The sequence below is a fragment of the Acidovorax sp. GW821-FHT10E03 genome (assembly GCF_059415205.1).
Map to the genome: position 1 here is coordinate 195,030 of NZ_JBWKMU010000009.1, position 19,280 is coordinate 214,309.

A 19,280-nucleotide genomic window follows, 5' to 3' on the forward strand; every position below is an offset into this window, starting at 1 on the left:
CGCGCGAAACTTGAGGGCGATGTCGTAACGAGTTGTGAGTGGAGTGTGTGGCGCGTCTGGCCTTTGGTTGCGCCCGGCCGTTGCGTTGCCCAAGGCGTATGCGACTGGCGCGGCCCACGCCAGAGCAGCCAAGCAAGGGCCGTCCCGCAGCGAGGGCTGCGTCCCTCTGCCCGCGCAGCGCAGCGCAGCGAGAGCGGGGGGACGGCGCACAGCGCCTCAGGGGGATGTACCTGCTAGAAATCCACCAGGCTCAGCCCCAGGCTGAATACGGTGCGCTTGCGGTTGTAGTCGATCATGCTGTCGCCATAGCCGCTGAACAGCTGCGTGTGCAGGCGCAGGTTGCTCTTGCTGCCGAAAAGGCCTGTGCCCACCGTCTGCAGCCATTCCAGGCGCACCGAGCCCCGGTCGCTGCTCGACAGCGAGTGGCGCAGCGTGGCGCCCACGGTGTTGTCCTTGTTGACGTTCCAGAACGCCGACAGCTCGCCCCGGCCGACGTAGTCGCTGATGCCGGGGTTGTCGTCGCTGCCCGAGCTTTCGGGCACGCGCTTCCACAGGCGCGCGTTCACGCTGAAGCTGTTGGAAAGCTCCATGCCGGTCATGAGGTACACGCGGTTCCAGCTGCGCGACAGGGGCTTGCTCTGGCCGTTGGACTGGTGCACCAGGCCGATGCCGCTGTAGCGCCACTTCCAGCCGAACGGCAGCTGCGCCGTGGTGGGGTAGACGTACATGACCTCGGGCTCGTGGTCGGTGGCGCGGAAGGGGCGCGAGATCTGGGGCGTGAACAGCTGCCAGTACGACTGCTGCGAATAGCCGAACCACACGGAATCCTTGAGCGTGGGGTGGCCCTGCGTGAGCAGGCCCTGCGCGAGCTTGGTGCGCACCGACAGCTGGATGCGGTTCTCGGTGCGGCGGTAGGGCGTGGATTCGGTGGCCGAGTGGTCCGCCGCGTCGGACGTGGGCTGGCGGTTCACGTTGCTCGACGCCACCACCGACACGGTGATGGGCCGGTAGCCCCGGAAGCTGAAGGTGCCGCAGTCGCTGCCCGATTCCAGCTCCCAGAAGCGCGAGAGGTCGCTGTACTGCGGGTCGCGGCAGCCCTCGGTGCGGGCCACGTCGATGACGCGGGTGGCGGGCAGGGTGGTGTCCACGGGCGGCGGCACGGCCGACGCGGCGGCGGAGGCGCCCGGCGCATTCCAGCTTTGCTGGTCGGCGGCCCACTGGTCGAAGCAGGCCAGGCGCGCCTGGTTGTCGCTGGACAGGGCGGTGCAGCGGCGCCAGGCGCTCTCGGCGCCCCCGGCGGTGGCGCCGGCCGGTGCGGCCGCCTGTGCCAGCGCGGCGCCGGCGGGCGCCAGCGCGGCGGCCACCAGCAGCGCCAGCGTGCGACGCGATGGCGTGGCGGCGGGCGTGGCGGTCATGGCCACCCCGCCTGCCTGCGCAGCGCGAAAGGGGCCGATGGAGCTGAAGGGGTGGGGGTGGCGTTGTTCCATGTTCCGCGTATTTCCTTGCCGCACGATCCATCCACCACCTGGCCCGTCCAGGGGGTGCTGATGTTCATGCCGTTGATCGATTCTTCCAGGGTCGGGTCGCCGCCATCGGCGTCGCCGCTGACCGGCGCCGTGGTGCCGCCACGCTGCACGGTACCACGCACGCTGTGTGCCAGTGCGGCGTGGTGCCCCAGCTGCGGCGTGGCCGTGGCGCCCGGCGCAGGGGCCGGCGGCTCGGCCAGCCAGCGGCCCCGCAGGCGCGGGTGGCCCCTGTCCGCCGCGGCGGGGCACGCCGCCGTGGATTGTGGTTCATTTCGGCGGTGGGCGCTTGTAGGATAAGCGCTGATAGCTATCAAAATAAAAGCGGCCCCCCGCCGGGGCGCGGGGCGGGGGCGAGCGGGTGCCGGCCGGGGCATGGGGCGCCTCAGGCTGTGGGCGCGGGCTGGGCGGCCACGGCGGCATTGGCAGCGCTCGTCGCCTGGGCCTTGGCGGCGAATTCGGCGCGCAGGGCCTTGAGCTTCTCGCGCGGGTCTTCGCGGGCGGTCGTCTTGTCCAGGCCCATCTCGGCGATGAAGCGGCTGGGCTGCGCGGCCACCATCTCGCGGCCCTTCTTGCGCCGCTTGGTCCAGCTCACGGCCAGCGTGCGCTGGGCGCGGGTGATGCCCACGTACATCAGGCGGCGCTCTTCCTGCAGGCGCTGCAGCGTGTCGTCGCTCACCTTCTGCTGGCGCCCCTCGTCGTCGTCGAGCTTGAACGGCAGCATGCCTTCGGTCACGCCCACCAGCACCACGTGCGGCCACTCCAGGCCCTTGCTCGCGTGCAGGGTCGACAGCGTCACCATGTCCTGTTCCTGCTCGCGTTCGCTGATGGTGGACAGCAGCGCGATGGTCTGCGACACCTCCAGCAGGCTCTTGGTCTCCTTGGCCACCACGGCGCCCGCCGTGTCGTCGATCTGGCCGCCCGCGCGCTGGGCCATCCAGTCGCAGAACTCCATCACATTGCTCCAGCGCGCGGCGGCCACCTTTTCGCTGTCCTCGTTGTCGTACAGGTGCTGCTCGTAGCCGATCTCCTTGAGCCACTCGTTCAGGAAGGTGCGCGACTCCTCGGCGCCATGCACGCGGCGCGCGCTGTACTCCAGGTAGTTGATGTAGCGGCCGAATTCATGCAGGCCGTCCATGGCCCGCTTGGGCACGGCCGCCGGCAGCATGCCGTTGAACAGCGCGCCGAACATGCTCTGCTTGTGCTGCGTGGCGAACGCGCCCAGCGCCGCCAGCGTGGTGTGGCCGATGCCGCGCTTGGGCGTGGTGATGGCGCGCAGGAACGCCGGGTCATCGTCGTTGTTGATCCACAGCCGGAACCAGGCGCACAGGTCCTTGATCTCGGCGCGGTCGAAGAAGCTGGTGCCGCCCGAGACCTTGTAGGGAATGTTGGCCTTGCGCAGCGCCTTCTCGAACGGCTTGGCCTGGTGGTTGGCGCGGTACAGGATGGCGAAGGCCTTCCAGTCGGGCGGCGGGTTGCTGGCCGCGCGCAGGCTCTGGATGCGGGCCACGGCGCGTTCGGCCTCGTGCTCTTCGCTGTCGGCGTCCACCACGCGCACGGGCTCGCCCTCGCCCAGCTCGGAGAACAGCGTTTTCGGAAACAGCTTGGGGTTGGGCCCGATCACGTTGTTGGCCGCGCGCAGGATGGCGCTGGTGGAGCGGTAGTTCTGCTCCAGCTTGATGACCTTGAGGTGCGGGAAGTCGATGGGCAGCTTCTTCAAGTTGTCCAGCGTGGCGCCGCGCCAGCCGTAGATGGACTGGTCGTCGTCGCCCACGGCCGTGAAATGGCCGTTCTCGCCCACCAGCAGCTTGAGCAGCTCGTACTGCGTGGCGTTGGTGTCCTGGTATTCATCGACCAGCACGTGGCTCAGCGCCGCCTGCCACTTGGCGCGCACTTCGGGGAAGTCGCGCAGCAGGCGCAGCGGCATGCCGATGAGGTCGTCGAAGTCCACGCTCTGGTAGGCCGCCAGGCGCTCCTCGTAGCGCGCCATCAGCGTGGCGATGATGCGCTCGTTGTCGTCCGCCGCCTGGGCCAGCGCCTGCTCGGAGGTCAGGCCCATGTTCTTCCACTTGCTGATCACCCACTGCCACTGGCGCGCGGTGGCCATGTCGGTGGTGCCGCCCGAGGCTTCCTTCAGGATGCCCGTCACGTCGTCGGCATCCAGGATGCTGAACTGGGGCTTGAGGCCCAGCACCGAACCATCCTCGCGCACCATGCGCACGCCCAGGGCGTGGAAGGTGCACACCAGCACGTCCTTGGCGCGCCGGCCGATCAGGCCCTTGGCGCGCTCGCGCATTTCGGCGGCCGCCTTGTTGGTGAAGGTGATGGCGGCGATGCGCCTGGGCTCCATGCCCTTCTCGATCATGTGCGCGATCTTCTGCGTGATCACGCGGGTCTTGCCCGAGCCCGCGCCGGCCAGCACCAGGCAGGCCCCGTCGGTGTAGTGGACAGCCTGGAGCTGGGCGAGATTGAGACCGGCGGACATGGATGGAGGAAGAAGGAAAAAGCAGGAGAGGAAGAAGGGGCCGGGGGCACCCAGGGGCGGGCGTACCGCAGCGCCGCCGGAGCGCGCAATGATACCGGCGCGCTCCGGCGGGGCCGGGTTGCGCCGCGGCCGGCCCCGGCGGGGTCTGACAGGGGCCTGACGCCGCCCCCGCGCTGCGGGAAACCCCGCTAGGGACGGGATCGTCACACTTTGATACTACGCCCATCGGTTTTCGCCCGATCCGGGTGGCCGCGCCGTGACGAGTCCCACCATGCACCTTCCTGCCCCACTCCGCGCCCTTCGCCCCCTTCGCGCCCGGGCACCGCTGCAACCTGGTACCCGCCGGCGCCGCGGCCGTGGGGCCCTGGGCGCCGCCCTGCTGGCCTGCGCCGCCGCGCTGGCCCCGGCGCACGCGCAGCTGGGCAGCACCGCCCCGGTGCGTGTCGGCGTGGTCGGCCCGTTCACGGGGCCTTCGGCGGATTTCGGGGTGCCCATGCTCAACGGCATCAAGCTCGCGGTGGACGAGATCAACGCCGTGGGCGGCTACCTGGGGCGGCCGCTGGAGCTGGTCATCAAGGACGACGCCGCCAACCCGGACCAGGGCCGCAAGGTCTCGCAGGAGCTGCTGGGCGAGAAGGTGGTCGCCACCATCGGCTTTTGCAACACCGGCGTGGCGCTCAAGGCCATCGACCTGTTCCAGGAGGCCAGGAGCCCGCTCATCGTGCCGTGCTCCACGGGCACGGCGGTCACGGCCAGGTACCCGGCCGCCGACAGCTACATCTTCCGGGTGCAGGCCCGCGACGCGCTGCAGGCGCCCTTCATGGTGGACGACATCGTCAAGCGCGGCTGGGACAAGGTGGCCATCTTCGCCGACAAGACGGGCTACGGCGAGGGCGGCTACAACGACGTGGTGGCGGCGCTGGCGGCCAAGAACCTCAAGCCCGTGCACGTGGCGCGCTTCGACCTGGGCGTGAAGGACCTCACGGCCGAGCTCGCGGCCGCCCGCGCCGCGGGCGCCAACGTGGTCTACAGCTACACCGTGGGGCCGGAGAACGCGACCATCGCCAACGGCAAGAAGGCGATGGGCTGGAAGGTGCCCCAGGTGGGCGCGTGGCCGCTGTCCTTCCCGTTCTTCCTTGAAGGGGCCAAGGACGCCGCCGAGGGCGCGCTCATGGTGCAGACCTTCATCGCCGAGCCGAGCAACGAGCGCCGGGCCTCGTTCCTGTCGAGCTACACCCGCAAGTACAACGGCAAGGTGGCCGTGCCCATGGCCGCGGCCAACGCGTACGACGCCACGTACCTGCTGATGTATTCCTTCCTCGGCATCCGCGACGGCAACCTCTCGGGCAAGGCCATCAAGGAATCGCTGGAGGGCAGGATGAAGACCTACTACGGGGTGGTGTCCACCTACGACAAGCCGTTCAGCGTGCAGGACAAGGAGGCCATCACCCGCAACATGCTGGTCATCGGCATGGTCAGGAACGGTGCCATCACCTTCGCCTATCCCGAGGACGCCAAGCGCAACCTGATCGTGCAGCGCAAGCAGTAGTGGCGCGCAAGGGCACCGCCGCGCCGGCGCTCGCGCCGTGCATTCGCCAGGGGTGATGGCCCCCGCCTGACTTTGCGCTGACCGCCGCCGGCGCCCGGCGACCGGCCGCGCCGCGCAGCACGGACAATAGCCCCGTGCTCTCCGTCCTGCTCATCACCTTCCCCTTCTTCGCGCTCGTGCTCTGCGGCTATCTGGCCGCGCGGCGCGGCGTGCTGCCCCAGCCGGCCATCCCGGGGCTCAATGCCTTCGTGCTGTATTTCGCGCTGCCCTGCATGCTGTACCGCTTTGGCGCCAGCACGCCCATCGGGCAGCTGCTGGACCCGGCCGTGGCGGGCGTGTACGTGGTGTGCGCACTGGCCATGGTGGGCGGCACGGTGGCGCTCACGCGCAGCGCGCGCATCGGTTGGAACGACGCGGCCTTCGGCGCGCTGGTGGCCGCCTTTCCCAACACGGGCTTCATGGGGGTCCCGCTGCTCGTGGCCTTGCTGGGCGCGCAAAGCGCGGGCCCGGCCATCGTCACCATCGTGGTGGACATGGTCATCACCAGCTCGCTGTGCATCGCGCTGTCGCGGCTGGACGGCGCCGGCACCCACGGCGTGGGCGTGGCGCTGCGCAGCGCCTTCAAGGGCATGGCGACCAACCCCATGCCCTGGTCGATCGCGCTGGGCGCGGTGGCATCGGCCCTGCAGTTCACCCTGCCGGGCCCGGTCGACAAGACCATCGCCATGCTGGCCGACGCGGCCTCGCCCGTGGCGCTGTTCACCATCGGCGCGGTGCTGGCCCGCTCGCAGATGAACCAGCACGAGCAGGTGCCCGCGCGCGACTACGTGCCCATCGCGCTGGCCAAGCTGCTGGTGCACCCGCTGCTGGTGTGGGGCGCGGGCACGGCGGCCATCGCGCTCGGGGTGCCGCTCACGCCGTTCGCGCTCACGGTGCTGGTGCTGCTGGCGGCCCTGCCCAGCGCCAGCAACGTCTCGCTGCTGGCCGAGAAGTTCGGCGCCAACAACGGGCGCGTGGCGCGGATCATCCTGGTGTCCACGGCGCTGGCGTTCCTGAGCTTTTCGGCGGCGGTGGCGCTGTTGGTCTGATTGCTATATTTTCGATAGCTTTCAGCGCTTTCTGGTAAAGCGCTGGGGGCCAAAAAGCACTTGAAATTTTGTGCCGCCCCCTACCTGGGGTGCATCCCCTGGCTCCGCCGCAGCCAGGCACCGGTCGCCAGAAGCACCAGGCAAAGCATCGCCAGCGCCCAGGGCGAGTTGACGGGAATTTGGCTGGGCGCCACCTCTTCGAGCACGAGGTCGTCGTGGTAGCCCGCCGCGTCGAAGGTGAAGAAGCTGCCGGTCTTCAGCGCGATGGTCACCTGGCTCGAGGCGGCGGTGAAGGTGGCATCGAACGGCTCCCACTGGAACTGGAATACCCCGTTGAGCGCGAGGTTCGAGACGTCGCGCCGGGCGATCATCGTGTCCAGCGGGCCGGGCGCGGCGTCGATGGTGGCGGCCCCCACGGCGCCGTCGTAGGCCACGACCTCCCACCAGGTGGCGTTGCCGCCCGCATTGCCCGTCACGCCCCCTGACCAGGCGCCGCGCAGCCGGTACACCCGCCCGGGGGTCACCGCCACGGTCTGGAACAGGCCGCCGTGCGCATTGCCCGCGCCGCTGCCCTTCTTCTGCGCGTGCGAGGTGCCCGCCCCCCCGAAGGGGCACTGGGTGGGCACCCAGATGTCGCAATCGTTGCTGTGGATCCAGGTGCCATCCCAGAAGCCCGGCGGCGCCGTCCAGGTGCTCCAGCCGGCCAGGCCGGCGTCGAAGTTGCCGTTGGTGAGCAGGTTCTGGGCGCGCACGGCGGTCCCCCCCGAGAGGAGGGCCAGCAAGATCAGGGCACGAACAATGGCGGTCATTGGCAGGCTTTCTGACGAGGGAAGGGGGAACGAGGCCGGTCGACGGGCCCTGGATGCCGGGTCCACCGGACCCGCGCAGCACAGCCACGCCCCGAGGCGCTGGAGTGCCAGGCCGCAGTATCTGGGGCAAGCCCACGGCAGGCAAGTTTTATCGGGCCCGCGCGACCGTGGGTTGCCGATCGCGCCGGACAGGATCAGCGCCCTGGCCTCCAACGGATGGGTGTGGTCGTCCAGCATGCGCGCCCGCATCGCGCGTGACGGTCGGGGGGGCGCAGCGCCCGGGAAGGCCTTCCTCCACGCCTGTCGCCGGCGAAACGTCCACTGTGGCGTGGTGCGCACACAATGCTATCGCCTGTGCCACTGCAGCATGGGCGTATCCATCCATTCATGAGGAGACCTCCATGCGTTTTGCGAAGCCTTGTTTTCGGAGCTGGCTGGCAGCGGCCGCCGTTCTTTCCGCCGCCGCCACCGCGCAGGCAGGCCAGGTGTTTGCCGACCAGGCACCCTCGGCCGCGCTGGGCCGCGACGTGAAGTTCACGGTGTATGTGCCCGACGGCTACCAGCCCGGCGGCACGGTGAACTATCCCGTGGTCTACCTGCTGCACGGCGCGGGCGGCGACGAGAACGAATGGCGCACCAAGGGGGGCGCGGTCGAGACCCTGGACGGCCTCATTAAGCGCGGGCTGATCCGCCCGTCGGTCGTGGTCATGCCCACGGCGGGCCCGGCGTCGTGGTGGGCCGACGGCGCGGCCGAGAAGGCGGGCACCGCCATCATGAAAGACCTGCTGCCCTACGTCGAGTCGCGCTACCGCGTGCAAAAGGAGCGCAGCGGCCGGGCCATCGGCGGCCTGTCGATGGGGGGCTACGGCGCGTTGAACCTGTCGCTGCGCAACCCCACGCAGTTCTGCGCCGCGGCGGTGATCAGCCCCGCCATCTATGACCCGCTGCCGCCGGACACCTCGGCGGCACGGCGCACCCCGCAGTTCGTGCGCGACGGGCAGTTTGACCCCGACACCTGGAAGTCGCTGAACTACGCGGCGGCGCTCGACGCCTACAAGGCGGGCACGCCGCGTGTGCCGATGTGGATCGTCTCGGGCGACCACGACTACCTGGGCATCGCTCCCATGTCGGCCACCCTGTACTGGCGGATGTACCAGATTCAGCCCAAGCAGGTGGAGCTGCGCGTGATCGACGGCGACCACGAGTGGCTGGTGTTCCGCGACGCGTTGCCCGACGCCCTGCAGTACGTGGACCGGCAGTGCCGCCAGGGGTGACCGGATGGCCTGCGCGCACCCCGGCCCGGAATCCGCCGGGTGCGAGGATGCGCGGGATGTGGCGGAATTTGCTATCAATTAAATAGCTATCCGCGCATGTCCATCAAGCGCCAGGGCCATGAAAACCCTGGATCTTGAGCCTAGATCACCAGCGGGTCCACATCCACCAGCCAGCGCACCAGCCCCTTGTGCGCGGGCTGGGCGCGCGTGGCCTGCAGCACCGGCTGCCAGGCGGCCAGGAAGCGCTGCAGCGCGGCGCGGCTCGGGCTTTCCATCAGCATCTGGGCGCGCTCCACGTTGGCCACGCGCTGGATGGTCAGCGGCACCGGGGGAAACAGCGTGACCGCGTCCAGCCCCGGCAGGCCGGCGGCATGGGCGGCGGCCGTGGCGGCGGCCAGGAAGCCCTGGGCCACCTCCTGCGTGCGGGCATCGGCGCGCACCAGGGCCTGGTAGGCGAACGGGGGCATGGCGGCTTCCTCGCGCTCCTGGAGCTGCTGGGCGGCGAAGGCGGGGTAGTCGTGGGTGCGCAGCGCCTCGTACACCGGGTGCTTGGGGTGGTAGCTCTGGATCCACATCTCGCACTGGGTGCCCTGCGCGGCCATGTAGGCGGCGTCGCGCCCCGCGCGGCCGGCGGCCTGCATGAGCAGCGCGAACAGGCGCTCGGGCGCGCGGAAGTCGCTGCTGAACAGCGCGCCGTCCGGCTGCACGGCCGCCACCAGCGTGATGCGCCGGAAGTCATGGCCCTTGGCGATCATCTGCGTGCCCACGAGCACATCCACCTCGCCCGCGTGCACCTGTGCCAGCTGGGCCTCCAGCGCGCCCTTGGCCTTGGTGGTATCGGCGTCGATGCGGGCGATGCGCGCGGGCGTGCGGTCGGGTCGCAGCACCTCGGACAGCAGGGTGGAGAGCTGCTCCTCCAGCTGCTCCGTGCCCCGCCCCATGGAGTGGATGTCGGGGCTGCCGCAGGTGGGGCAGGCGCGGGGCACGCGCACGGTGTAGCCGCAGTGGTGGCAGCGCAGGGTGCGGTCGGCCTTGTGGAAGACCTGGTGGGCGCTGCAGTGCGGGCAGTCGCTTTTCCAGCCGCAGTCGGCGCAGTGCAGCACGGGGGCGTAGCCGCGCCGGTTGAGCAGCACCATGCTCTGCTCGCCGCGCGCCACGCGTTCGGTGATGGCGGCCAGCAGCGGCGCGCTGAAGATCGCGCGGCGCGGCTGCTGGTTCATGTCCACGCGGCGCACCCGCGCCAGGGCGCCCGCGCCGATCCGGCTGGGCATGGCCAGGCGCGCGTAGCGCCCGCCCTCGGGGTCGTCCGGCGTGGGCGGGCGGCTGGCGTGCCAGCTTTCCAGCGAGGGCGTGGCCGAGCCCAGAAGCACCTTGGCGCCCTGCTCGCGCCCGCGCCAGATGGCCAGGTCGCGCGCGGAGTAGCGGGCGCCCTCCTGCTGCTTGTAGCTGGGGTCGTGCTCCTCGTCGACCACGATGAGCTTGAGGCCCGGCATGCTCGCGAACACCGCCATGCGCGTGCCCAGCACGATGCGCGCGGCGCCGCCGTGCGCGGCCAGCCAGCTCTTGAGGCGCTGGGGGTTCGTCATGCCACTGTGCAGCGAGACGACGGCCCCCGCGCCGAACCGCGGGGCGAAGCGGGAGACGAAGCGCTCCTCCAGCTGGGGCGTGAGGTTGATCTCGGGCACCATCACCAGCGCCTGCGCCGCCGGGTCCGCCTCCAGCATCTCCTGGGCGCAGCGCAGGTACACCTCGGTCTTGCCGCTGCCGGTGCTGCCGAACAGCAGGAAGGGGCCGGATTCTGAAGAAATCCGGGCCCTGGCGCTTTCCTGTTCAGCGGTGAGTGCTATTGTTTGCATAGCGTCCGTGGTGTCCCCGGCCGCCTTCGCGGGGCGGCGCAGGCGGCGGGCCAGCTGCTCGGGCCGCAAATCGCGCAGCTGGGGCGGCAGGGCCGCCAGCGCCACTTCGCCCAGCGCGCGCTGGTAGTAGCGCGCGGCGAAGGCCACCAGGCGGCGCCAGGGCAGGTCCAGCGGGGCCACGCCCTCCAGCACGCCCGCGATGGGGCGCAGGGTGGCCCCCTCGGGCAACTCGCCGGTGCCCTCGGCCGCGTCCCACACCACGCCCAGCACTTCGCGGCTTCCGAGCGGCACCCGCACCAGCGTGCCGGGCGGCAGGGCCTGGGGGCTGGCGTAGCTGAGCAGGTCCCCCACGCCGCTGTGGGACGGGGTGTGCAGCGCGACGTGGACGATGGCGAGGGAGGCGGACACGGACGGGAGCGAGTTACAGAGGCTTGTGGAGGCGGTGTGGAGGTTCGGGGGCTAAGTGCTTGATTTGTTGGAGCGAGCGAGTAATCCCGTCTTTCTGTGGATAACTTTGTTGACATCCTGCCCCAGCACCCTGCCGACCCGCATGAATACTGGGCCTGAACAGATTGCACACAAAATCGGCAGCTCCAAAAAATCCTTATGAATCAATCATCTGAAGGATTTTCGGTACAAATTCTGTGCTAAGGCTGCCGGGCCCGATTATGTTGCGTCGCATCAAGATTTGTGTGCATAAGTCGAACATCGATCGGCCGTCAAGGCCCGGGGAAGCCCCAAAATTGTGCTAGCCGCCCCATTCCCTGCTGAGGCTTTCCTGCGATGTAGGCCGCAAGTGCTTGATTTGCCTCAGGTTTTGCGAGAAATCCAGAATTTCTGTGGATAACTTTGTTGATATCCCCTGTGTTTGGCGTGCAAGCCCTTGTGCCGCCGTGCTTTCGCCGGAATGCCCGCAAAAAAAGCAGTCCTGCTACATCCTTTGAAATCAATGACTTACGTGCTGGTTGAGAATATTTCCGTTCGGGCCTGCCCGGCGTGCCGCGCCGCGCGGACGGCGCGGGCCCTGCGCCAGTTTTGTGCATAAGTCAGGCCTTCGGCCGCACGGACTGGCTGGAAATGCGCCCGCGCGGCCGGGCATTGTCGCAGGGCGCGGCGGGCGGCCCTGAGGTCGCTTTGCTTCAAGACGGCGGGCACCGGCCTCGCCAAGATGCCGCCATGGCTTCCTCCTTCTCCTCCCACCCCCCTTTCCCCGCCGAGGCGGCTCCCACGCTGGAGCGCGATGGATTCATGCTGGCCCGGCTGGACGACGTGGTCCAGGCCGCGCGCTCCGACAGCCTGTGGTTCATGACCTTTGGCCTGGCCTGCTGCGCCGTGGAGATGATGCACGCGGCCATGGCGCGCTACGACCTGGACCGCTTCGGCATCATCCCGCGCTCCAGTCCGCGCCACAGCGACCTGATGATCGTGGCCGGCACGCTGACCAACAAGATGGCGCCCGCCATCCGCAAGGTCTACGACCAGATGCCCGAACCCCGCTATGTGATCTCCATGGGCTCGTGCGCCAATGGCGGAGGCTACTACCACTACAGCTACTCGGTGGTGCGGGGCTGCGACCGCATCGTGCCGGTGGACGTGTACGTGCCCGGCTGCCCGCCCACGGCCGAGGCGCTGCTCTACGGCATCCTGCAGCTGCAGGGCCGGATCCGGCGGCCCCGGGTCATCCCGCGCTAGCACCGGCTAGCGCCGCGCGCCAGGCGCCGCTGGCATTTGCGCGGGCCGGCGCAGCAGCCAGTCCGCGTCGTCGGCGGGCTGTTGCGCGTGGGTCCTGAGCGCCGCGGGGGAGCGCTCGTAGAGCGTGCGTGCCTCGCGGCTGAAATGGGCCTGGTCGGCGTAGCCGTGCCGCAAGGCCGCGTCGACGACGCTCGCGCCCGCGTCGCGCATGGCCAGCAGGGCGTGTTCGGCGCGCAGCATGCGCTCGACCTCGCCGGGGCGCAGGCCGGTGATCTGGTGCGCGCGCCGCTGCAGGTGGCGGGGCGTCCAGCCCAGCTCCCGGGCGAGGGCCTGGCGCGCCGGGCGCTCCCAGCGCCCCTGCAGCACGCGCAGCCAGGCCGCATGCTGCCGCGCCACGGCGGCCCAGCGGGGCGCCAGGAACGCCTCGCACAGGGCCATGCGGGCACCGTGGCCGGGGGCGGCGTGCATCGCCTCGAGCCAGCAAAGCCAGTCGGCGCGCCCGGGGCCGGCGGGCAGCCAGTCGCGCGCGTCCTGCACGCGGTCGGTGAGGGGCTGCAGGTCCTGCCCCGTCAGCAGCGCGAGCGCGCCTGGCTGGAAGGCCAGGCAGAAGAAGTCGCCCGCGGGTTCGGAGGTGGAGTGGTAGGCGTGCCGGTGCGCTCCCGAGAGCGCCGTGCGGGGCAGCCATTGGTCCGTGGCCTGGCCCGCGCATTCATGCAGGTGCACGGCGCCGCGCACCAGCCAGAGGATTCCGGGGTACGGGCTGGCCGGCACCCGCGTGTCGCGCGGAGCGCCGGCGGGCAGCGCGGCCAGGTCGCGCCAGATGTAGGCGCGCACGCAGCCGGCGAGCGCGGGCGGGGGCGCCAGCAGGGCCGATGCGGGCAGTGCCGCCATCGCTGGTGGCCGGTTCAGCCCTGGCGCTGCGCCCGGGAGTGGCCGTGCACCGCCTCGACCAGCGCGGCCACATGCTCGGGTGGCGTGAACTGGCTGATGCCGTGGCCCAGGTTGAAGATGTGGGTGGGGCCGGTGGTGGTGGGGTCGGTGTGCGGCGTGCCGAAGCTGTCCAGCACGTGGCGCACCTGCTGCGCGATCTGCGCGGGGGGCGCGAACAGCACGTTGGGGTCGATGTTGCCCTGCAGCGCCTTGCCGGGGCCGCCGGCCTGGCCGCCGACGATGGCCCGGGCCTTGCCCAGGTGGGCCGTCCAGTCCAGGCCCAGCACCTCGCAGTCGATGCCCTTCATGTCTTCGAGCCAGATGCCGCCACCCTTGGTGAAGACGATGCGCGGCACGTCGGTGCCGTCCACGCCGGTGCGCTTCAACTGCGCCAGCACGCGCGTGGTATAGGCCAGGCTGAACTCCTGGAAGGCGCCGTCGGCCAGCACGCCGCCCCAGCTGTCGAAAATCATCACGGCCTGGGCGCCCGCGTCGATCTGGGCATTCAGGTAGGCGGCCACGCTGTCGGCGTTGATGGCCAGGATGCGATGCATGAGGTCGGAGCGGCTGTACATCAGGCTTTTGACGAGGCGGTAGTCGTCGCTGCCCTTGCCCTCGACCATGTAGCAGGCCAGGGTCCAGGGGCTGCCCGAGAAGCCGATCAGCGGCACGCGGCCGTTCAGGGCCTTGCGGATGCTGGTGACGGCGTCAAACACATAGCGCAGCTTGTCCATGTCGGGCACGGCCAGTTCGGCTACGGCGGCCTCGTCGCGCACCACCTTGGCAAAGCGCGGACCCTCGCCTTCGGCAAAGGTCAGGCCCAGGCCCATGGCGTCGGGCACGGTGAGGATGTCGGAAAACAGGATGGCGGCGTCGAGCGGGAAGCGCTCCAGGGGCTGCAAGGTGACTTCGGTGGCGTAGTCCACATTGGTGGCCAGGCCCATGAAGCTGCCGGCCTGGGCGCGCGTGGCCTTGTATTCGGGCAGGTAGCGGCCCGCCTGGCGCATCAGCCACAGGGGGGTGTAGTCGGTGGCTTGGCGGCGGCAGGCGCGCAGGAAGGTGTCGTTGGAGAGGGGTGCAAAGCTCATGCACCGATTGTCGCAGGGTGGGCGGAGGCTCGGCTGATCTGTGCCAAGGGCGCGCCTCTGCCAGCGCCACCGTGGAACCGGCTTTGCCGGGCCACGGGTGGCGTCCCCCCTCAGGGGGAAGACGCGAAGCGGCTCAGGGGGGAGCTATCTCTCGGCGATGTAGTGCGACATGCGCACCACCTCGCCGGGTGCCAAGAAGGCCCGCACTTCCGTCTCCAGCGCCTGGTCGGCCATGGTGGCGCGGGCGCGCTGGTGCAGGTAGTCGGCCCAGGATTCGACGATGAAGCGCTCCACGTAGCGCGAGGGTTCGCCCAGGTCCTTGTACACGCGCCAGAAGGTGGCGCCGTCGCGCCGGCGCGGGGCCTTCATCTGGCTGATGGTGTCGAGGAAGGCGGCGTCGGTGCCGGGCGCGATGCGGTAGCCCACCTCCACGGCCACGGGGCCCGCCTCGGGCAGGGGTTCGGCCTCGATGAACAGCTCATCCCAGGGGGTGGCCTGCGTCACCTCGTGCAGCGCGCCCATGCGCAGCGGCATGGGGCGCGCCAGCAGCAGGCCCACGCCCATGAGCGCGGCGGCCACGTACAGCGTGGGGGCCAGGCCCATGATGTCGGACGCCGCGCCCCAGAACGCCGAGCCCATGGCGAACGCGCCCAGCGCCGCCACCATGTGCATGGCCACGGCGCGCGAGCGCACCCACTGCGGCGCGCTGGCCTGCGTGGCGGTGTTGAAGGTGGACATGGCCGACATCCATGCGGCCCCGGCGAACAGCATCGCGATGTAGACCAGCCAGGCCATCTTGGTCAGCGCCGCGACCAGCATGGCCATGGCGAACACCACCCCGCCCGCGCCCACGATGGCCTCCATGCCAAAGCGCGCGCGCAGGCGCCCCAGCACCAGGCCCACGGCCACGGCCCCGGTGCCCAGGCAACCCATGAGCAGGCCGAAGCCCTGTGCGCCCGTGCCCAGCTGGCGCTGGGCGATCACCGGCAGCAGCGCCCACAGGGCCGAGCCCGCCGCGCTGAAGGCCATCACCCGCACCAGCTGCGCGAGGATGATGCGCGAGTGCCAGGCAAAACGCAGGCCGCTCAAGGTGCCGCCCCACAGGCGTTCGGCCGGCAGCTTGGACGGGGGATGGGCCTTGGGCGGCCAGCGGCGGATGGACTGCCACATCACCAGCGTGGTGGTCACCGTGACGGCGAACACCCAGCCCGCGCCCAGCTGGGCAAACACCAGGCCGGCCATCGTGGGGCCCACGGCGCGCGCGGCGTTGTAGGCAATGCTGACGGCGGTGATGGCCTGCGGCCACTCGTCGCGCGGCACGGGGTCGATGACCGAGGAGTTCCATGCGGGCGTGAGCACGGCCGTGCAGCAGCCGCACACGAACACCAGGAACAGCACCGACGCCGGGCCGCCCCAGCCGCCCAGCACCAGCAGCGTGAGCAGCGCGCTGGCCCCCACCTGCGCCAGCAGCGCGCCGGAGATCAGGCGCCGCCGGTCGGTGGTGTCGGCCAGCACCCCCGCCGGCAAGGCCAGCAGGAACATGGGCATGAACACGGCCGTCTGCACCAGCGCGGCCAGGAACGAGGAGCCCGTGAGCTCCACCATGAGCCAGGCGGCCGCCATGGTCTGCATGCCGCTGCCCACGAAAAAGATGCCACCGCAGATCCACAGCCCCCGGAACGCGGGTTGGCGCAAGGGGCTCCACAAAGAGGTTGGGTGCTGGGACATGAAAGGTGGTCTGCGGGGGGCGTCGTGGTGGGGCCGTCGGGCGGGAGAGACTCGGCTGGGCGGGCGCGCGGCCGCTTTTCGGCTGCGGCGGCATGCGGGATGGAAGGATATCGCCTCATCCCTGTTTTGGGGCGGTGCCGGCGGGATGCCCCTCAGTCGGTGTGCCGTCCGCCCCGCAGCCGGTAGGTGCGCGGCACGTCGGTGCGCGCCGCGACCAGCGCCTCGGCGCGCTGCTGCATGTCGGACAGCGCATGGTCCAGCGCCCGCACATCCGGCGCTTCCAGGCCGGCCAGCAGTTCCTGGTTGAGCGCCTTCACCTGCGGGAACAGCCCGTCGTGCACCGCCTGGCCCGCGGGCGTGAGGGTCAGCACGGCCTGGCGCCGGTCGCCGGGCATGGCGTCGCGGGTGATGAGTTTCTTGGCCAGCAGCGAGGTGACGGCCCGCGAGGTGCGTGCGCGGTCCAGTCCCAGGCGCCGGGCCAGCTCGGCCGGGGGCATGCCGGGGTGCTGGGCCAGCATCATGAGCAGGCCCCACTCGCGCCGCGTGATGCCGTAGCCGCCCTCGCACAGCCGCACCACCAGGCTGCCCGCCACGGCGAGCAGGCGGTTGAGCCGGTACATCAGCAGGTCGTTGGCGGCCTGCGGGTCGGTCAGGCGGTGGCCGGGCGGTGCGGGCATCAGGGTATTTCCGGGCGAGAATTGATTAGATCAATTGATTGTGTGGCCAATACAGTGCGCCCATCAACCTCACCACCTGCGCGGCCGCGCAGGGCCCATGCCCTTGCCCTGGAGATATTTCGACCATGTGGAAACCCCTTGCCTTTGCGTTCGCCGCCGCGCTTGCCCTGTCCGCGTCCCTGGTCCAGGCGCAGGAGACGCCCCTGCGCATCGTGGTGGGCTATGCGCCCGGGGGCGCCACCGACCGCGTGGCCCGCATCGTGGCCGACAAGCTGGGCACCAAGCTCGGCACACCCGTGATCGTGGAGAACAAGACCGGGGCGGGCGGCCGCCTCTCGGCCCAGGCCGTGAAGGCCGCGCCCGCCAACCAGCCCACCCTGCTGCTGGCCAACCCCGCCGTGATGCTGGTGGCGCCCCTGGTGTTCCCCGACGCGGGCTATGACCCCGAGCGCGACTTCCGTCCCGTGAGCCACGTCAACAGCTACGAGTTCGGCGTGGCCGTGGCCAGCGCCGTGCCCGTGAAGGAGCTGCCGCACCTGATGGCCTGGCTGCGCGCCAACCCGGACAAGGCCAACTTCGGCGTGCCCGCCACGGGCAGCCTGCCGCATTTCTTCGGGCTGATGGTGGGCGATGCCGCCAAGGTGCGCGCCGAGGTGGTGGGCTACCGGGGCTCGGCGCCGCTGCTCAACGACCTGCTGGGCGGGCAGGTGCCCGTGGCGTTCGACACCTTCGACACCCTGCTGCCCCAGCACGAGGCCGGCAAGATCCGCATCCTGGCCGTGTCGAGCGCCAAGCGCAGCCCGCTGGACCCGAAGATTCCCACCTTCAAGGAAGCCGGCATGGACCTGGCCGCCACCGGCTGGAACACCTTCTTCGCCCCGATGAGCATGCCCAAGGCCCAGGCCGAACGCCTGGCCGGGCTGATCGTGGAGGTGATGAAGGACCCCGACACCCAGCGCAAGTTCGAGACCGCCAAGATGGAACCCGTGGTGGCGACCATGGCCCAGACCGAGGCCATGCTCAAGGCCTACCGCGCGCAGTGGGCGCCGGTCGTGCAGCGCTCGGGCTTCAAGCCTTGACAGGAAGCACCCCCTGAGCGGCTTTGCCGCTTCCCCCTCGAAGGGGACGGCGGCCTTGCTGCGGGGCGGCCCTTGCTTGCCGCCCCTCGCCTCGGCCGTGCCTGTTGCAAAGGCAATGGGCGCGGTTTAGTGAAACTGGACTTCGAGATGACCATCAAAACCCGCCCCAACATCATCTTCATCGTCGCCGACGACCTGGGCTATGCCGACCTGGGCTGCTACGGCGGGCGCGAAGCGGCCTTCGGCCCGGTCTCGCCCGTGCTCGACGGCCTGGCCGCGCAGGGCTTGAAGCTCACCCAGGGTTATTCCAACTCGCCCGTGTGCTCGCCCACGCGCTTCGCGCTGATGACGGCGCGCTACCAGTACCGCCTGCGCGGCGCGGCCGAGGAGCCCATCAACAGCAAGAGCCGGGGAAGCACCACGCTGGGCCTGCCGCCGTCGCACCCCACGCTGCCCTCGCTGCTGCGCGCGGGCGGCTACCGCACGGCGCTCATGGGCAAATGGCACCTGGGCTACCCGCCGGCCTTCGGGCCGCTGCAGTCAGGCTACGAAGAGTTCTTCGGCCCCATGTCGGGCGGGGTGGACTACTTCACGCACTGCAGTTCCAACGGCACCCATGACCTGTACCTGGGCGAAGAGGAAAAACAGCAGGACGGCTACCTCACCGACCTCATCACCGACCATGCGCTCGGCTACGTGGAGCGCATGGCGCCGGGCGCACAGGCCGGCACGCCGTTCTTTCTGAGCCTGCACTACACGGCGCCCCACTGGCCGTGGGAGACGCGCGATGACGGGGCGCTTGCGCAGGAGGTGAAGGGCAACCTCTTCCACCTGCATGGCGGCAACATCGAGACCTACCGCCGCATGATCCACCACATGGATGAAGGGATTGGCCGCCTGATGGACGCGCTGCGCCGCCACGGCATCGAGCGCGACACGCTGGTGGTCTTCACCAGCGACAACGGCGGCGAGCGCTTCTCGGACAACTGGCCCCTGGTGGGCGGCAAGATGGACCTGACCGAAGGCGGCATCCGCGTGCCGTGGATCGCCCACTGGCCCGCCGTGATCGCACCGGGCGGCGTGAGCCCGCAGACCTGCATGACCATGGACTGGTCGGCCACGATGCTCGATGCGGCCGGCGTGGCGGCGCATGGGGACTACCCGCTCGACGGCCGCTCGCTGATGCCGCTGCTGCGCGATGCCGCCCTGCACGATGCGCCGCCCCTGTTCTGGCGCATGAATCACCGGGGCCAGCGCGCCATGCGCCAGGGCGACTGGAAATACCTGCGTGTGGACGGCAACGACTACCTGTTTGATCTGTCGCAGGACGAACGCGAGCGCGCCAACCGGGCTCCCGTGGAACCCGAGCGGCTGCGGACGATGCGCGCGGCCTGGGAGGCATGGAATGCGTCCATGCCCGCGATCCCGGACGACGCGACGGTGAGCCTGGGCTACTCGGTCAAGGACATGCCGCAGCGGTGACGGGCGGCCGGCGGGGCTGT

15 protein-coding genes are annotated in these 19,280 nt (G+C 70.2%); 6 read left to right on the forward strand and 9 right to left on the reverse strand.

Annotated features, from left to right (window positions below; genetic code table 11):
• Positions 1-233 precede the first annotated feature (233 nt).
• From AC07OD_RS17540 to AC07OD_RS17550, 3 genes are read right to left on the reverse strand one after another with little or no spacing between them, the layout of a single operon-like run.
• Positions 234-1,415, reverse strand: a complete 1,182-nt coding sequence (locus AC07OD_RS17540) for a phospholipase A (protein WP_494597678.1) — start codon at positions 1,413-1,415, stop codon at positions 234-236.
• Complete coding sequence (locus AC07OD_RS17545; protein ID WP_494597638.1) at positions 1,412-1,900, reverse strand: hypothetical protein; 489 nt, start codon at positions 1,898-1,900, stop codon at positions 1,412-1,414. Before AC07OD_RS17545 ends, AC07OD_RS17540 begins: the two co-directional genes overlap by 4 nt.
• 8 nt (positions 1,901-1,908) lie before the next feature.
• Complete coding sequence (locus tag AC07OD_RS17550) at positions 1,909-4,008, reverse strand: ATP-dependent helicase (protein WP_218296888.1); 2,100 nt, start codon at positions 4,006-4,008, stop codon at positions 1,909-1,911.
• A 271-nt stretch (positions 4,009-4,279) separates the two neighbouring features.
• On the opposite strand from AC07OD_RS17550, the gene AC07OD_RS17555 reads away from it, so the two are divergent.
• Together AC07OD_RS17555 and AC07OD_RS17560 are read left to right on the forward strand one after the other, a co-directional pair.
• Positions 4,280-5,557: an ABC transporter substrate-binding protein gene (locus AC07OD_RS17555; RefSeq protein ID WP_255591627.1), complete on the forward strand. Its 1,278-nt coding sequence runs from the start codon at positions 4,280-4,282 to the stop codon at positions 5,555-5,557.
• Positions 5,558-5,691: 134 nt separating this feature from the next.
• Entirely contained in the window at positions 5,692-6,645 is a 954-nt protein-coding gene (locus AC07OD_RS17560; RefSeq protein ID WP_494597639.1) for an AEC family transporter, read from the forward strand.
• 80 nt (positions 6,646-6,725) lie between these two features.
• Here AC07OD_RS17560 and AC07OD_RS17565 read toward each other — a convergent pair whose 3' ends face one another.
• Complete coding sequence (locus AC07OD_RS17565) at positions 6,726-7,454, reverse strand: hypothetical protein (RefSeq protein ID WP_492245089.1); 729 nt, start codon at positions 7,452-7,454, stop codon at positions 6,726-6,728.
• A gap of 401 nt (positions 7,455-7,855) precedes the next feature.
• Between AC07OD_RS17565 and AC07OD_RS17570 the strand changes: the two genes are divergently transcribed.
• Positions 7,856-8,728: an alpha/beta hydrolase gene (locus tag AC07OD_RS17570; RefSeq protein ID WP_218296891.1), complete on the forward strand. Its 873-nt coding sequence runs from the start codon at positions 7,856-7,858 to the stop codon at positions 8,726-8,728.
• 140 nt (positions 8,729-8,868) lie between these two features.
• Here AC07OD_RS17570 and priA read toward each other — a convergent pair whose 3' ends face one another.
• On the reverse strand, positions 8,869-10,992 hold the full coding sequence (gene priA, locus AC07OD_RS17575) for a replication restart helicase PriA (protein WP_218296892.1): 2,124 nt from the start codon (positions 10,990-10,992) through the stop codon (positions 8,869-8,871).
• Between the two features lie 840 nt (positions 10,993-11,832).
• Between priA and AC07OD_RS17580 the strand changes: the two genes are divergently transcribed.
• A complete protein-coding gene (locus AC07OD_RS17580; protein WP_370627860.1) occupies positions 11,833-12,276 on the forward strand; it encodes a NuoB/complex I 20 kDa subunit family protein in 444 nt (147 codons plus the stop codon).
• A 6-nt stretch (positions 12,277-12,282) separates the two neighbouring features.
• On the opposite strand, the gene AC07OD_RS17585 is transcribed toward AC07OD_RS17580, so the two are convergent.
• The 4 genes from AC07OD_RS17585 to AC07OD_RS17600 all read right to left on the reverse strand — a co-directional run bounded on the left by AC07OD_RS17585 (position 12,283) and on the right by AC07OD_RS17600 (position 16,699).
• Positions 12,283-13,167, reverse strand: a complete 885-nt coding sequence (locus tag AC07OD_RS17585; protein WP_492245091.1) for a helix-turn-helix transcriptional regulator — start codon at positions 13,165-13,167, stop codon at positions 12,283-12,285.
• Between the two features lie 14 nt (positions 13,168-13,181).
• Positions 13,182-14,294 carry a uroporphyrinogen decarboxylase gene (gene hemE, locus AC07OD_RS17590; protein ID WP_218341286.1) on the reverse strand — a complete coding sequence of 371 codons (1,113 nt, stop codon included), beginning with the start codon at positions 14,292-14,294 and terminating at the stop codon, positions 13,182-13,184.
• Positions 14,295-14,438: 144 nt separating this feature from the next.
• Positions 14,439-16,022: an MFS transporter gene (locus tag AC07OD_RS17595; protein WP_218296896.1), complete on the reverse strand. Its 1,584-nt coding sequence runs from the start codon at positions 16,020-16,022 to the stop codon at positions 14,439-14,441.
• Between the two features lie 152 nt (positions 16,023-16,174).
• Positions 16,175-16,699, reverse strand: a complete 525-nt coding sequence (locus AC07OD_RS17600; RefSeq protein ID WP_369643533.1) for a MarR family winged helix-turn-helix transcriptional regulator — start codon at positions 16,697-16,699, stop codon at positions 16,175-16,177.
• A gap of 125 nt (positions 16,700-16,824) precedes the next feature.
• Here AC07OD_RS17600 and AC07OD_RS17605 point away from each other — a divergent pair, with 125 nt between their 5' ends.
• Complete coding sequence (locus AC07OD_RS17605) at positions 16,825-17,778, forward strand: tripartite tricarboxylate transporter substrate-binding protein (protein WP_494597640.1); 954 nt, start codon at positions 16,825-16,827, stop codon at positions 17,776-17,778.
• Positions 17,779-17,925: 147 nt separating this feature from the next.
• A complete protein-coding gene (locus AC07OD_RS17610; protein ID WP_218296899.1) occupies positions 17,926-19,260 on the forward strand; it encodes a sulfatase family protein in 1,335 nt (444 codons plus the stop codon).
• Positions 19,261-19,280: the final 20 nt, after the last annotated feature.